The sequence below is a fragment of the Aliiroseovarius sp. YM-037 genome, assembly GCF_048060095.1.
GTDB lineage: Bacteria > Pseudomonadota > Alphaproteobacteria > Rhodobacterales > Rhodobacteraceae > JBLUOA01.
Window position 1 is genome coordinate 441,922 of record NZ_JBLUOA010000002.1, and the last position, 14,139, is coordinate 456,060.

The 14,139-nt window shown below is 59.2% G+C and carries 14 protein-coding genes and 1 tRNA gene; 10 read left to right on the top strand and 5 right to left on the bottom strand.

Annotated elements, in window-relative coordinates:
* Positions 1-147: 147 nt before the first annotated feature.
* Positions 148-621 carry a hypothetical protein gene (locus tag ACEWPJ_RS12810; protein WP_416513490.1) on the bottom strand — a complete coding sequence of 158 codons (474 nt, stop codon included), beginning with the start codon at positions 619-621 and terminating at the stop codon, positions 148-150.
* Between the two features lie 141 nt (positions 622-762).
* On the opposite strand from ACEWPJ_RS12810, the gene sucD reads away from it, so the two are divergent.
* The 7 genes from sucD (at position 763) to lpdA (ending at position 9,649) form a co-directional block, all read left to right on the top strand.
* Positions 763-1,644, top strand: coding sequence for a succinate--CoA ligase subunit alpha (sucD, locus tag ACEWPJ_RS12815; RefSeq protein WP_416513491.1), 882 nt, complete (start codon positions 763-765; stop codon positions 1,642-1,644).
* Between the two features lie 4 nt (positions 1,645-1,648).
* Entirely contained in the window at positions 1,649-2,332 is a 684-nt protein-coding gene (locus tag ACEWPJ_RS12820) for a hypothetical protein (protein WP_416513492.1), read from the top strand.
* 58 nt (positions 2,333-2,390) lie between these two features.
* Positions 2,391-5,345, top strand: a complete 2,955-nt coding sequence (locus tag ACEWPJ_RS12825; protein ID WP_416513493.1) for a 2-oxoglutarate dehydrogenase E1 component — start codon at positions 2,391-2,393, stop codon at positions 5,343-5,345.
* A gap of 6 nt (positions 5,346-5,351) precedes the next feature.
* The gene (gene odhB / locus ACEWPJ_RS12830) at positions 5,352-6,860 is read left to right on the top strand and encodes a 2-oxoglutarate dehydrogenase complex dihydrolipoyllysine-residue succinyltransferase (protein WP_416513494.1); all 1,509 of its coding nucleotides are present in this window, start codon (positions 5,352-5,354) and stop codon (positions 6,858-6,860) included.
* Between the two features lie 254 nt (positions 6,861-7,114).
* On the top strand, positions 7,115-7,657 hold the full coding sequence (locus tag ACEWPJ_RS12835) for a L,D-transpeptidase family protein (protein WP_416513495.1): 543 nt from the start codon (positions 7,115-7,117) through the stop codon (positions 7,655-7,657).
* 9 nt (positions 7,658-7,666) lie between these two features.
* Entirely contained in the window at positions 7,667-8,077 is a 411-nt protein-coding gene (locus ACEWPJ_RS12840; protein ID WP_416513496.1) for an MAPEG family protein, read from the top strand.
* Between the two features lie 183 nt (positions 8,078-8,260).
* Positions 8,261-9,649, top strand: coding sequence for a dihydrolipoyl dehydrogenase (gene lpdA / locus ACEWPJ_RS12845; RefSeq protein WP_416513497.1), 1,389 nt, complete (start codon positions 8,261-8,263; stop codon positions 9,647-9,649).
* Positions 9,650-9,668: 19 nt separating this feature from the next.
* Here lpdA and ACEWPJ_RS12850 read toward each other — a convergent pair whose 3' ends face one another.
* Genes ACEWPJ_RS12850 through ACEWPJ_RS12860 form a run of 3 tightly spaced genes read right to left on the bottom strand, consistent with a single transcriptional unit; the run spans position 9,669 to position 11,530 of the window.
* Positions 9,669-10,154, bottom strand: a complete 486-nt coding sequence (locus ACEWPJ_RS12850) for a GNAT family N-acetyltransferase (protein ID WP_416513498.1) — start codon at positions 10,152-10,154, stop codon at positions 9,669-9,671.
* Between the two features lie 9 nt (positions 10,155-10,163).
* Positions 10,164-10,814 carry a GntR family transcriptional regulator gene (locus tag ACEWPJ_RS12855; RefSeq protein ID WP_416513499.1) on the bottom strand — a complete coding sequence of 217 codons (651 nt, stop codon included), beginning with the start codon at positions 10,812-10,814 and terminating at the stop codon, positions 10,164-10,166.
* A 32-nt stretch (positions 10,815-10,846) separates the two neighbouring features.
* The gene (locus tag ACEWPJ_RS12860; protein ID WP_416513500.1) at positions 10,847-11,530 is read right to left on the bottom strand and encodes a M48 family metallopeptidase; all 684 of its coding nucleotides are present in this window, start codon (positions 11,528-11,530) and stop codon (positions 10,847-10,849) included.
* Positions 11,531-11,700: 170 nt separating this feature from the next.
* On the opposite strand from ACEWPJ_RS12860, the gene ACEWPJ_RS12865 reads away from it, so the two are divergent.
* On the top strand, positions 11,701-12,018 hold the full coding sequence (locus ACEWPJ_RS12865; RefSeq protein ID WP_416513501.1) for a TIGR02300 family protein: 318 nt from the start codon (positions 11,701-11,703) through the stop codon (positions 12,016-12,018).
* 75 nt (positions 12,019-12,093) lie between these two features.
* Positions 12,094-12,169 (top strand) — tRNA-Ala (locus ACEWPJ_RS12870).
* Between the two features lie 133 nt (positions 12,170-12,302).
* On the opposite strand, the gene ACEWPJ_RS12875 is transcribed toward ACEWPJ_RS12870, so the two are convergent.
* Positions 12,303-12,854 (bottom strand): PRC-barrel domain-containing protein, encoded by a 552-nt coding sequence (locus ACEWPJ_RS12875; protein WP_416513502.1) that lies wholly within the window; start codon positions 12,852-12,854, stop codon positions 12,303-12,305.
* 359 nt (positions 12,855-13,213) lie between these two features.
* Between ACEWPJ_RS12875 and ACEWPJ_RS12880 the strand changes: the two genes are divergently transcribed.
* A complete protein-coding gene (locus ACEWPJ_RS12880) occupies positions 13,214-14,113 on the top strand; it encodes a LysR family transcriptional regulator (protein ID WP_416513503.1) in 900 nt (299 codons plus the stop codon).
* Positions 14,114-14,139: the final 26 nt, after the last annotated feature.

Below are 14,139 nucleotides of genomic sequence, written 5' to 3' on the forward strand. Positions count from 1 at the left end.
ATCGCCGAAGCGAGCGCTACCAAGGTGATGGAGGATTCAGTGAGTCTCATCAAAGAATCCAGTTTTCCGGTCTACTCGGGACCGCCTTCAGTTTCGCCGGCTGAGGGGACAGACTGTCCGTATTCTATTGATGTAATGTCGGACTACCTAGCCGACTGTCAGCGTCGTTACGCCGGAGATGAAAACGCCGTCAACTTCGTAAATTTCGTGCTCCGGGAGAAGCTTGTCTTCTCTTGCCGGGAATTCTGGGTCTGGTCGTGCCGGGATGATTTCGATCGCACCTGGGATGTCGTTGTGGGGCGCGGCGAAACGGCGGCGTTTGGCAGAAGCGGACCCGACCTCTGGATGCATGGAGATCTCTACCCCGAACGCCACGAGCCGAGAGATTTGATCGTTAGCGAATACCCGGAACATGGCCGGGAAACAGGAAAAATGAACTAACTGAAACAACGAGAGCGTATTCTCAAGATGGACGGACTCTTCATCCTTGTCGGACCTCCGATACTCGCAGTCGTTATGATCGCTGCTTTGCAGAGCGCGTTCAACCGGCGTTGGGCATTGCGGATCGCACTTATTTTTGCGGGGGTCCTTCTCCCGTTTGCGATTTTCCTTCTCACTCACCCGGGGCGCAGCGATGGGCTAAGTGGGGGCCTCATCGCAATCTTGGTTTATGTCCACATCCCGCTAACGCTTCTTGGAATTACGCTGTGCACCATCGTGCTGCGCAGAAAAGAAACAACAAACTGAAGGAGACTCCAAAAAATGGCAGTCCTCGTAGACGAAAACACTAAGGTAATCTGTCAGGGCCTTACCGGCTCGCAAGGCACCTTTCACTCTGAACAAGCCATCGCGTATGGCACCAAGATGGTCGGCGGCGTGACCCCCGGCAAGGGCGGTCAGACGCATCTGGACCTTCCCGTGTTCGACTCCGTGCATGAGGCGAAGGCGAAGACCGAGGCGAACGCCTCTGTCATCTACGTCCCGCCCCCGTTCGCGGCGGACTCGATCCTTGAAGCGATTGATGCCGAGATGGAGCTGATCGTGTGCATCACCGAGGGCATTCCGGTGCTTGACATGATGCGTGTCAAACGGGCGCTCGAAGGCTCCAGCAGCACGCTGATCGGGCCGAACTGCCCCGGTGTCATCACGCCCGATGCCTGCAAGATCGGCATCATGCCCGGCCACATCCACAAGCGCGGATCGTGCGGAGTCGTCAGCCGCTCCGGCACCTTGACCTACGAGGCGGTGAAGCAGACCACGGATGTCGGACTTGGCCAATCCACCTGCGTCGGCATCGGCGGCGACCCGATCAAGGGCACCGAGCATATCGACGTGCTGGAATGGTTCCTTGCCGATGACGAAACCGAGAGCATCATCATGATCGGCGAAATCGGCGGGAGTGCGGAAGAAGAGGCCGCCGAATTCCTCGCTTCGGAGAAGAAGAAAGGCCGCTGGAAGCCGACCGCAGGCTTCATCGCCGGCCGCACCGCCCCTCCGGGCCGCCGCATGGGCCACGCAGGCGCCATCGTCGCCGGCGGCAAGGGCGGCGCCGAAGACAAGATCGAAGCGATGAAATCCGCCGGAATCGTCGTGGCGGAAAGCCCGGCGGGTCTGGGTGAAGCTGTTGTGAAGGCGATTGGGTAGGCAAATGAATGCCAACGCGCAGACGCCGCATTCGTCCGGAGATGAGCCCAACTTGGTCTTGTCACCGGACGACGTTCTCGCGTTGGTGGAACTGGTCCGGGAAATGACGCTGCAAGACGATCATGCTACCCGCGAAAATCTTCTGCGCGCCAATGGTTTTGCACGCGCTGATTTCGTTTCTGACCCCTTGCGGATCAGGACAGGTGTCGCCGCACAATTCATCGCCGACAAGCCAGACCTCGGCGACGACGAAATACGAGCCAAGGTTGACGATTTTATCAAGAATGAAAGACTGGCCGACCGCCACGCGGACGCTGGTCCGGTCTGGAAAAGGCCCGACGGACTTCGAATAAATTTCACGTGGTTCGGTGAGGACGCGCAGCGAGAGGAATTTCTTGCCTGGGTCGATGCCCAATTTTCGTGGACCGGCACTGCGGATATCGACGGCACATTGGCGAAAGCCGAGGCGTGCGGGTATCACGCCTACATTCCCTGGTCTCCTGTCGGCGCTTATTCAGATATGCGCCCGCGCGTAACGATATCAGTTAAGCCCGACAGCCGACAACTCCATGCTGAACTCTCGCCCTTGCATCCGGACATGCGCACCACGCAGATTTCCGGGTCCAGCCTGAACTATGGCTACATGATGGTTTCCGCCGGACGTCGCCCGGAAGGGTTTTTAGCATGACGGGCGAATCGGCTCTTGTATATTGGAATAGAAATCGCTCCCGAAGTGAGGTAATCCCATGACCGAACAATCCCCCAACGATCAATTCGCCGCTTCGTCCTTCCTGCAAGGGCACAACGCGGAGTATATCGAACAGCTTTATGCCCGCTACGCCAACGATCCCAACGCTGTGGATGAGGCGTGGCAGTCCTTTTTCAAGGAACTGGGGGATGCCGATCAGGATGTGAAGCGCGAAGCGTCGGGGCCGAGTTGGGGGCGGATGGATTGGCCGCCGGTGCCGAATGACGATCTGACCGCCGCGCTTGACGGGCAGTGGAAGCAGGACGAAGCGAAAAGTGCCACGTCCAAGATCGCCTCCAAAGCCGCCGAAAAGGGTGTTGAAGTTACCGACGACCAGATCCAGCGCGCGGTGCTCGACTCCATCCGCGCCCTGATGTTGATCCGCGCCTATCGTATCCGCGGCCACCTTGCCGCCGACCTTGATCCGCTGGGGATGCGGGATCAAACAACACGGCCGGAGCTTGATCCACAAACCTATGGCTTTGAAGACAGCGATATGGATCGGCCGATCTTCCTCGATAATGTGCTTGGCCTTGAAATCGCGACGATGCGGCAGATTATCGATATCGTGCGCCGCACGTATTGTGGCACCTTCGCGCTGCAATATATGCATATTTCCAACCCCGAGGAATCCTCGTGGCTGAAGGAACGGATCGAAGGGTATGGCAAGGAAGTCGCCTTCACCACGGAAGGCCGCAAGGCGATCCTGAACAAGCTGGTCGAGGCGGAAGGTTTCGAAAAATTCCTACACGTCAAATACATGGGCACAAAGCGGTTCGGCCTTGATGGGGGCGAAGCACTGGTGCCCGCGATGGAGCAGATCATCAAACGCGGCGGTGCGCTTGGCGTCCGCGACGTGATTATCGGGATGCCGCACCGGGGGCGTCTATCTGTCCTCGCAAACGTGATGCAGAAGCCTTACAAGGCGATCTTCAACGAATTTCAGGGGGGCAGTTTTAAGCCTGAGGATGTCGATGGCTCTGGCGATGTGAAATATCACCTTGGCGCGTCGTCTGATCGGGAATTCGACGGCAACTCCGTCCACCTATCCCTGACCGCGAACCCGAGCCACCTTGAGGCGGTGAACCCGGTCGTCATCGGTAAGGCCCGCGCGAAGCAGGATCAGTTGAACGACACCGAACGCACGCAGGTGCTTCCTGTGCTGCTGCACGGCGATGCGGCCTTTGCCGGGCAAGGCGTGGTGGCGGAGTGTTTCGGCCTGTCGGGCCTGCGTGGCCATAAGACTGGCGGCACGATGCATATCGTCGTCAACAACCAGATCGGGTTCACCACTGCACCGCATTTCAGCCGGTCATCCCCCTACCCGACCGACATCGCGCTGATGGTCGAAGCGCCGATTTTCCACGTCAACGGCGACGACCCGGAGGCCGTCGTTCACGCCGCCAAGGTCGCGACCGAGTTCCGGCAGAAGTTCCACAAGGATGTCGTGCTCGACATCTTCTGCTATCGGCGATTCGGTCACAACGAGGGGGATGAACCGATGTTCACCAACCCCCTCATGTATAAGAAAATCAAGACGCACAAGACGACGCTGCAGCTTTATACCGAACGTCTGGTGCGCGACGGCCTGATCCCCGAGGGCGAGATTGAGGATATGAAGGCCGCGTTCCAAGCCATGCTGAACGAGGAATTCGAGGCCGGTAAAGATTACAAGCCGAACAAGGCCGATTGGCTTGATGGCCGCTGGTCGCACCTCGACAGCAAGGATGAAAACTACCAGCGCGGCAAGACTGCCATTTCCAAAAAAACACTGAAGGAAATCGGCACCGCCCTGACCACCGTGCCCGACGGCTATCCGCTGCACAAAACAGTGGCCCGAATGTTGGATGCGAAGAAAAAGATGTTCGAAACCGGCGAAGGGTTCGACTGGGCGACCGGCGAAGCGCTCGCCTTTGGATCGCTTTTGACCGAAGGCTACCCCGTGCGCCTTTCCGGTCAGGACTCGACCCGCGGCACGTTCTCTCACCGCCACTCCGGCCTTGTCAGTCAAGAGGACGAGGGGCGCTATTATCCCCTGAACAACATCCGCGAAGGTCAATCGCATTACGAAGTCATCGACTCCATGCTGTCGGAATACGCAGTGCTTGGCTTTGAATACGGCTTTTCGCTGGCCGAGCCGAACGCCCTTACCCTGTGGGAAGCGCAGTTCGGCGACTTTGCCAACGGTGCGCAGATCATGTTCGATCAGTTCATCTCCTCGGGCGAGGCGAAATGGCTGCGCATGTCAGGGCTTGTCATGCTGCTGCCGCACGGGTTCGAAGGCCAGGGGCCGGAGCACTCCTCCGCCCGCCTTGAACGGTTCTTGCAGATGTGCGGCGGGGACAACTGGATCGTGGCGAATTGCACGACGCCGGCCAACTATTTCCATATCCTGCGCCGACAGTTGCACCGCACCTTCCGCAAACCGCTGGTGCTGATGACGCCGAAATCGCTGCTGCGCCACAAGCTCGCGATCAGCCGGGCGGAGGAATTCACGACTGGCTCAAGCTTCCACCGCGTATTGTGGGACGATGCGCAACTTGGCAACTCCGAGACCGAACTGGTGGCAGACAGCAAGATCAAGCGGGTCGTCATGTGCTCCGGCAAAGTTTATTTCGACCTGTTGGAAGAACGCGACAGTCGCGGCATCAACGATGTCTACCTGATGCGTGTCGAACAATTCTATCCGTTCCCCGCGCAATCGATGGTTAAAGAGCTTGAGCGTTTCAAGAACGCCGATGTCGTCTGGTGTCAGGAAGAACCCAAGAACCAAGGCGGTTGGACCTTTATGGAGCCGAATATCGAATGGGTGCTCAGCCGCATCAAGAACAATGCCAAGCGCCCGACTTATGTCGGTCGCCACGCCTCCGCCTCCCCCGCAACAGGGCTGTCCAGCCAGCACAAAGCACAACAACAAGCGCTCGTCGATGAAGCGCTGACGATAAAAGGGTAACAGATTATGGCTAAAGAAATCAGAGTGCCCACCTTGGGCGAGAGCGTCACCGAAGCGACCGTGGCAACATGGTTCAAACAGCCCGGCGACTCAGTCGCTGTCGATGAAATGCTGTGCGAACTGGAAACCGACAAGGTAACGGTCGAAGTTCCGTCGCCCGCCGCAGGCAAGCTGGGCGAGATCGTCGCGAAAGAAGGCGACACCGTTGGCGTCGACGCCTTGCTCGCCACGCTTGAAGAAGGCGAAGGCGCGGCAAGTTCCGACGACAAGCCGAAGGAAGAAGCCGCTAAGGAAGCCCCCAAGAAATCCTCTGGTGGCGACGGCGGCAATGTCGATGTCATGGTTCCGACCCTCGGCGAAAGCGTGACCGAGGCGACTGTTGCCTCATGGTTCAAGAAGGTCGGCGATTCCGTCAGCCAAGACGAAATGTTGTGTGAGCTGGAAACCGACAAAGTCTCTGTCGAGGTGCCCGCCCCCGCCGCTGGCGTCCTCACCGAAATCCTCGCCGACGAAGGCGCAACGGTTGAGGCGGGCGGCAAGCTCGCCGTGATGTCCGGCTCTGCCGATGGCACGGTTGAGCCCGACGCCGCCCCTGCAGCACAGGAAAGCAGTGGCGACTCCGGCGGCAAAGACGTCGAAAACGCCCCCTCCGCCAATAAGATCATGGCCGAAAAAGGCATCGACCCCGCAACCGTCAAAGGCACGGGCCGCGATGGGCGGATTATGAAGGAAGACGCGCAAAAGGCCGAAGCTGGTGGTGGAGCGCCCACGCCCGCCACCCAAGCACCCCGTGCGCCAGTAGCAGCCGACGATGCCTCTCGCGAGGAACGGGTCAAGATGACCCGCCTGCGCCAAACCATCGCCCGTCGCCTGAAAGACGCGCAAAACACCGCCGCCATGCTGACCACCTATAACGAGGTCGACATGGGCGCGGTTATGGACTTGCGCAAAGAATACAAGGACCTGTTCGAGAAGAAGCACGGCGTCAAACTCGGCTTCATGTCGTTCTTCACCAAGGCCTGCTGCCACGCCCTGAACGAAGTCCCCGAGGTCAACGCAGAGATCGACGGCACCGACGTGGTTTATAAAAACTTCGTGCATATGGGCATCGCCGTCGGCACCCCGACCGGCCTTGTCGTGCCCGTGGTGCGCGACGCCGATCAAATGTCCTTCGCTGCGATCGAAAAGAAGATCAACGAGCTTGGTGTCCGCGCCCGCGACGGCAAACTGTCAATGGCCGAGATGCAGGGCGGCAGCTTCACCATCTCAAACGGCGGCGTCTACGGATCGCTAATGAGCTCGCCGATCCTCAACCCCCCGCAATCCGGCATCCTCGGAATGCACAAAATCCAAGATCGCCCGATGGTCGTGAACGGAGAGATCGTGATCCGCCCGATGATGTATCTCGCCCTGTCCTACGACCACCGGATCGTAGATGGCAAAGGCGCGGTCACGTTCCTTGTTCGCGTGAAAGAAGCGTTGGAGGACCCGCGGCGTTTGCTGATGGATTTGTGAGTGTCTGACTTTGCGTTCACCCCGCGAATGGCAGCAGCCTTGGTCGGACAAACAATCGAAAGCGTCACGTCCGAGGATGAGGGAAGTGCCGCTATCAAGTTTTCTGGTGGGCCAGTTTTGCACCTCTGTGCGGTCGCGCTGAACAATGGGATACTCGACGTATCTCTGCATGAAACCGAGGACACAGACCCTGCTTGGATTGATGCCTACTATGGTAGGCCTCAATCTGACGACAGATCGTAGCGGGTCCGGACATGCGCCTCCGCCTCCTCTTGATCACCCTGCTCCTGCTACCTGTCGCGGTCATCGCCTACACCCAGGTCATGGTGCGCATCGGCTCCGGCACTCCGCCGCCGATGGCTGCCTCAACCGAATGGGCCGATGCCATCCACGTCAACAAGTCCGACCGACGGCTTGACCTTTTACAAGGCGGAGAGATCATCCGCTCCTACACAATCTCCCTCGGCGCCGCGCCGGAAAACCATAAGCAACAGGAAGGTGACGAACGCACCCCGGAAGGCACTTATGTGATTGATTGGCGCAACCAGAACTCAGTCGCGCATCTCAGCCTGCATATCTCTTACCCGAACGAGGCCGACATCGCCCATGCCGACGCCCACGGTGTCAGCCCCGGCGGAAACATCATGATCCACGGCGTGCTGAACGGCTGGGGGTTTCTCGGCCCTCTTCATCGCATGTGGGACTGGACGAATGGATGTATCGCGGTCACAAACGCCGAAATGCAGGAAATCTGGTCGCTGGTCCCGGACGGAACGCCGATCACGATCGATAGTTGAGGTAGTCCAATGACCCCAGAACTCACCGCCCTCACGCTCGCAGCCCTTCTTCAAGTGATCCAGTATGTGCTGGTCATCGTTCCGGCCAATCTCGAACTCGGCACCGCCAAGACGCTCAGCCCGCGCGATCCCGAGCGGATGGGCGGTCGGATCGAGGATCTGGTGAGCATTCCGACAGCCCGCCTTTACCGCGCGCTCAACAATCACTTCGAAGGTCTGGCGCTCTTCACGATCGCGGTGGTCGTCATCACCCTTTCTGACCAGTCGACCTGGTTCACCACGACCTGCGCCTTCACCTATCTCGCCGCGCGGGTGCTCTACATTCCGGCCTATGCGCTTGGCTGGCGTCCGTGGCGTTCACTCATCTGGCTCGCCGGCTTCGTCTCGACGACCTTGATGCTTCTTGCCGCGCTGATCTGATCCATGCCACCAGTTTCCGAAAATATCCTCGGGGTGAATTGCGACGCAGGCGCAAGAGGGGCAGACAGCCCCTCAACCCGCTGGCAGAACGCAGTGGAACCCGATAAGACTTGGCAAAACACTGGCGATACGCGATCCGAACGCGAACCATAGACCCGAATTTCTGACCTGAGGGAGTCACCCATGGCACAATATGACGTCATCGTAATCGGCAGCGGCCCCGGCGGCTATGTCTGCGCCATTCGCTGCGCCCAACTCGGGCTGAAGACCGCATGCGTGGAAGGCCGCGACACCCTCGGCGGCACCTGCCTGAACGTCGGCTGTATCCCGTCAAAGGCGCTGCTCCACGCCTCGCACATGTTGCACGAGGCGGAGCATAATTTCACCAAGATGGGCCTCAAGGGCAAATCGCCCTCTGTCGACTGGAAAACGATGCTGGCCTACAAGGATGACGTCATCGGCCAGAACACCAAGGGCATCGAATTTCTGTTCAAAAAAAACAAGGTGGACTGGCTGAAAGGTTGGGGTTCCATCCCCGAGGCGGGCAAGGTCAAGGTCGGTGATGAGGTCCATGAGGCCAAGAACATCGTCATCGCGACCGGGTCCGAAGCGTCCTCCCTCCCCGGTGTGGAGGTAGACGAAAAGGTAGTCGTGACGTCGACCGGCGCGCTTGAACTTGGCAAGGTGCCAAAGTCGATGGTTGTTATCGGCGCGGGCGTGATCGGCCTTGAAATGGGCTCCGTCTATGCCCGCCTCGGCACTGAGGTCACGGTCGTCGAATACCTCGACCAGATCACCCCCGGCATGGACGGCGAAATCGCCAAAACCTTCCAGCGTACCCTCAAGAAACAGGGGCTCACCTTCGTCATGGGCGCCGCTGTTCAAGGCGTCGAAGCGCTGAAAACCAAGGCCAAAGTCACCTACAAGACCAAGAAAAAGGACGAAGAGGTGACGATCGACGCCGACATCGTCCTCGTCGCGACCGGTCGCAAACCATACACGGACGGCCTCGGCCTGAAAGACCTTGGCGTTGAGGTATCGGACCGCGGTATGGTCAAAACAGACGATCACTGGGCAACGAATGTCAAAGGTGTCTACGCCATCGGTGACTGCATCGACGGCCCCATGCTGGCCCACAAGGCCGAGGATGAAGGCATGGCCGTGGCAGAGGTCATGGCAGGCAAGAAGGGCCACGTGAACTATGGGGTTATCCCGGGCGTGGTCTACACAACGCCCGAAGTAGCCGCCGTCGGCAAGACCGAAGAACAACTGAAGGATGAGGGCCGCGCCTATAAAGTCGGGAAATTTTCCTTCATGGGCAACGGGCGGGCAAAGGCAGTGTTTCAGGGCGAAGGGTTTGTCAAACTCCTCGCGGACAAGGAAACCGACCGCATCCTCGGCTGCCACATCCTGGGGCCATCAGCGGGCGATCTGATCCACGAGGTTTGCGTCGCGATGGAATTCGGCGCATCCGCGCAGGATCTGGCGCTGACCTGCCACGCCCACCCGACCTATTCCGAAGCCGTCCGCGAAGCAGCACTTGCCTGCGGCGACGGGGCTATCCACGCCTGATCCCTACCCCGGTGCGGCGCTAGAAGGTCAGACCCATATAGCGCACACCGGGATACGGATTGTCATAGTAGGGTGGGATGTCGGTGAAACCGAACCGCTCATACAAGGCTTGGGCGGGCCGCATGATCCCGCCGGTATCAAGGACAACGCGCCGATACCCAGCGGCTTTGGCGATCGTTAGAATTTCTGCGACCAACGTCTTCCCAAGCGTCTGCCCCCGCGCGACGGGCGGCACATAAAGCCGTTTGATTTCACAGGTTTCATCGTCGAAGGGTCGCATGGCGATGCAGCCATAAGGCGCGTCATCTGGCCCGAATGCCAGCAGAGCTTCGCCCCGCGGCGGTGCGTATTTGCCCGGTAATCCGGCCAATTCCGCGTCGATCCCCTGAAACTCCAGGCTAATGCCGTGATCGTTCGACAGCCAATCGGCGTATTCCCGGAAGAGGTCACGCAGCACTGCGATGTCCTTTGACGAGCGCGCCGCTCGGATCGAGATGTCTGACATGATGTCCCCTCAGTTCGCCAGCAGCCGCAGCCCTTGTGTCACGTCCTTACGCACCGCAAGCCGCAACCCCGGTTCATCCCCGGCCCGCAGCGCCGCGATAATCAGACGGTGGTTCTGCGGCGGGTCGGTCTTGCTAAGCCGTCCGTAAAGCGCCCGCATCGTCGGCCCCAGTTGCAGCCACACGGTTTCGGCCATTGCCAGCATCGCGGGGGCCTGTGCGCGCAGATAGAGGGTTCTGTGAAACTCCAGATTGGTGCGGATGTAGCCAATCGCGTCCTGCTTCGCGACCGCCTCGGCAATGGTGCCGTTGATGGTCTGCAACCTCTCGATCAGCGCGATATGCGCACGCGGAAGGGCGCGGGTCGCCAGTTCCGTCTCGATAAGGGATCGTAACGCGGCCAACTCCTCCAGCCGTTCATTTGTCAGGGATGGCGTCGTGACGCGGCCCGACGAACTCAGCGTCAACGCCCCTTCCGCCGCAAGCCGTCGAACAGCCTCCCGCGCCGGGGTCATCGATACGCCGAAGGTCTTGCCAAGTCCCCGCAACGTCAGCGGCTCTCCTGGCGGCAATTCCCCATACATGATCTGCGACCGCAATTGACGGTAAACCCGGTCATGGGCCGCCGTCGCCGGTTCATTCTGGCGAGGCTGAATTAGCATAGCACATTGTGATCACAAAACGCAGGCAAAGGTCAATCGCCAAACCTGTAACGATGAAGCTCCGCCCCGTTGACGCGCAACCAGCGACGCGGCGCTTGGTAGTCCGGCAGCAGGCGCGTCACTACGTTCCAGTAGGCGGCCGAATGGTTCATCTCAACCAGATGCGCGACCTCATGCGCAGCGACATAGTCCAGCACCTCAGGCGGCGCGAGGATCAGTCGCCAAGAATACATCAGGTTGCCCTCGGACGAACACGACCCCCAGCGGGACCGCGTATCGCGCAACGTCACGCGCCCATAGCGAACGCCAAGTGCGTTGGCATATTTGTCCGATGCCGTCACCAAACGATCCCGCGCGAGAAGTTTCAGGAACGCGCGAACCCGTGCTGCAGCGGTTTCGGGTTGTCCGGGCACCAGCAGTCGATCGCCCTCAACCCGCGCACTACGCCCCTGCCCCGGAGCGATGCACAGCGTCTCCCCCTCAACGGTGATCGTGCCACCAAACTCAACCGGAACCACATCGGGCTGGCTATCCAATTGCCGCCTCAGCCACGATTCCTTTTCGCGGGCGAACGCCTCGGCTTCCGCCATTGGAAGGCGCTTCGGCAGGGTCAGCGTCACGCGCCCATCCAGCCGCGACACCCGCAACGAAAGCCGCCGCGCCCGCGCGGACCGCTTCAGCGTCACTTTAACCGGTGGTTTCCCCTCAAGGATCACGCTCTGCCCCTTCAACCCTGCCTGTCATAGCTCTAGCGCGTTCCACGAACAGGATCATCCGTTTTCGTCAAACCGACGCATCTTCTTCAAAAGCCTTTGACAGCCTTGGCCTGTTGTGGCAGTTGGCTGCGACTCCGAAAACATGATGTCGTAGATTGAAGGGAAAATTCATGCCCAAAGAAGAATGGGGTGTAAAGCGCCTCTGCCCGACAACCGGCAAACGCTTTTACGACCTGAACAAAGACCCGATCGTCAGCCCCTACACGGGCGAGACTGTGGTGCTTGATACAGGCAAAGGCTCTCGCACGATGGTTGCCGACAAGGCCGACAAGAAAACCGAAGACGCCGTCGAAGAAGAAGTCGTTCTGGAAGATGACGACGACGCAGATGTAGATCTGGGCGACGACGTTCTGGAAGACGATGACGACGGCGATGATGTCTCGCTTGATGAGATTGCCGACGTCGCGGCGGACGACGACGAAAGTTGATTTTCCGCGGGGTTTTCGCTTGATCTGAACCCCGCGACACCCTAGATAGCGGCTCACGGTTCGTGATCCGCGAACGGGGCCTTAGCTCAGTTGGGAGAGCGCTTGCATGGCATGCAAGAGGTCAGGGGTTCGACTCCCCTAGGCTCCACCAAACCCCGGAAAATACGCGCGAAGCAACGGCAGTTCGTCAGCCGATCACTCTCTTATCCAGAGATTTGTTCCGGCACGGCCGATTTTCGCAACGCAAAGGCCGCGGGGCTGACCGCGCCGCAAACGCGCCGCCGTCAGTTGTTGGCGGTTGCGGTATCCGCCGGCGCTATGCCTTCATCCAGTTGCTGTTGCATCTCTTCGGCTTGTGCTTCGGATTTTTGGTCAGCGGCGGTCTTGAACACCGGTGCCGCATCAAGATCTTCGCGCGTGGCGCTTAGCATCAGACGGACCGATCCAGTTTCGGCGTCAGTTGCGACGTTAAGCGCGCTCATCTCAACAGCCACGGCCTTTTCGCCCATGCCGAGGAAGCCGCCAACGCCGATCACGACACCGTCAACGGTGCCGTCAAGATTGACGATCAGATCGTTGATGTCACCGACGGTATCTCCGGCCTCTGAATAAACACGCGAGCCAATCAGATCATCGGCGAGTATTGTGTTCTCGCTTTGCAGTATGATCTGACCTTCGACAGGTGCCGGTGGAGCTTCGGCCTCTGGCGCGGCATCGGTCACCTCTGCGCCTGAATCAGTTGTCACATCCGGCTGATCGGCAGTCTGCGCGGCGATTGAACTCGGAAGGGCCGCGAGAAGCCCGACCAGCACAAGGTGTCTTGTGTTCGTAAGCATGGGTTATCTCCTGCGTTTTGGTTTCTGAAGATCGCTCGTAAGGGGTGTAGGGCGATCACTGTATCAACGCATGGTAGATTGACCTGTTCCCCGCAGGAAACGGCATCGGCCAAAGCCTGCCAAGCAATTTCAAGATGTTGACTTGTAAATTGAAAGTTCCGCTTGCCGTCTTGCACAGGCCGATCATCGCCGCGACCGAAGCATTGTTGACTGCAGAGCGCCACCACAAGCCGCCATGAATCAAACCAATCCGAACCGGGGTTTTTGGCCGAAGGAACGGCCAGATTGTGCGCATCGCAAACTCGGACCCCAAGAAGGCTAAGCGCTGACTTCGTTCGAAACTTCTGCAATGTTGCGGCATGAGTAGAATGAACCTTGAACACCTACGGACGTTTCTGGCGGTTGTGCGGCTGGGCGGCGTGCGCAAGGCGGCGGCGGGTTTGCATCTGACACAGCCAGCCGTGACCGCGCGGATCAAGGCGCTGGAGGAAACGATTGCAACCGACCTGTTCGACCGCAGTTCTGGCCGCATGAAGCTGACAAAACGTGGGGAGCTGCTGCTGTCCTACGCTGAGAAATTCGAAAACCTCTCGGAAATGGTGGCGCGCGACGTGATTCACCCGGATGGGATCGAAGGACGGTTGCGGCTTGGCGTGTCGGAGACCATCGCGCAGTGCTGGCTGCCGGAGCTGATTTCGCGCTTTCACACACGCTATCCGAACCTCGAAATCGAATTCAACGTCGATATTTCGATCAACCTTCGTGCCGCACTGCTAAGCGACGGGCTGGACCTCGCGATCCTGCTTGGTCCGGTTTCAGAATACTCCGTCGATAACGTCGTGCTGCCGGGTATCGCGCTAACCTGGTATGTATCCGCGCAAGCTCCGGTGCTGGAAAATCCCGCAGACTATCTGACCCGGCCCGTCCTGACCTACGCCCGCAACACCCGCCCCTACCGCGAAATCAAAGAGCTGTTGTTTGACCGTGTCGGACCGGGCGCGCGGATCTTTCCGTCCTCATCACTCTCCGCCTGCTTTCGACTGGTTGAGGCTGACCTTGGCGTTGCCGCCCTGCCCCGCGCGCTTGGACAAAGCTATCTTGAGGCAGGCACGATCCGCGCTTTCGATCCGGGCTGGACGCCAAGCCCGCTGGAATTCTCCGCCTCATACCGGGGCGAGCCGAAAAGCCATATGATCGAAACCGCAGCGCAGCTTGCTTATGAAGTTGCCACAGAATATCACAATGATAAAAATATCTGATCGAGTGTGACAAATTATTACGATTT

Bases quoted from the DNA above. Each gene is read 5' to 3' on its own strand.
- ACEWPJ_RS12820 (WP_416513492.1), top strand. From the start codon at position 1,649: ATGAATGCCAACGCGCAGACGCCGCATTCGTCCGGAGATGAGCCCAAC.
- ACEWPJ_RS12850 (WP_416513498.1), bottom strand. From the start codon at position 10,154: ATGTCAGACATCTCGATCCGAGCGGCGCGCTCGTCAAAGGACATCGCA.
- lpdA (WP_416513497.1), top strand. From the start codon at position 8,261: ATGGCACAATATGACGTCATCGTAATCGGCAGCGGCCCCGGCGGCTAT.
- ACEWPJ_RS12825 (WP_416513493.1), top strand. From the start codon at position 2,391: ATGACCGAACAATCCCCCAACGATCAATTCGCCGCTTCGTCCTTCCTG.
- ACEWPJ_RS12855 (WP_416513499.1), bottom strand. From the start codon at position 10,814: ATGCTAATTCAGCCTCGCCAGAATGAACCGGCGACGGCGGCCCATGAC.
- ACEWPJ_RS12865 (WP_416513501.1), top strand. From the start codon at position 11,701: ATGCCCAAAGAAGAATGGGGTGTAAAGCGCCTCTGCCCGACAACCGGC.
- ACEWPJ_RS12835 (WP_416513495.1), top strand. From the start codon at position 7,115: ATGCGCCTCCGCCTCCTCTTGATCACCCTGCTCCTGCTACCTGTCGCG.
- sucD (WP_416513491.1), top strand. From the start codon at position 763: ATGGCAGTCCTCGTAGACGAAAACACTAAGGTAATCTGTCAGGGCCTT.
- ACEWPJ_RS12875 (WP_416513502.1), bottom strand. From the start codon at position 12,854: ATGCTTACGAACACAAGACACCTTGTGCTGGTCGGGCTTCTCGCGGCC.
- ACEWPJ_RS12880 (WP_416513503.1), top strand. From the start codon at position 13,214: ATGAGTAGAATGAACCTTGAACACCTACGGACGTTTCTGGCGGTTGTG.
- odhB (WP_416513494.1), top strand. From the start codon at position 5,352: ATGGCTAAAGAAATCAGAGTGCCCACCTTGGGCGAGAGCGTCACCGAA.
- ACEWPJ_RS12840 (WP_416513496.1), top strand. From the start codon at position 7,667: ATGACCCCAGAACTCACCGCCCTCACGCTCGCAGCCCTTCTTCAAGTG.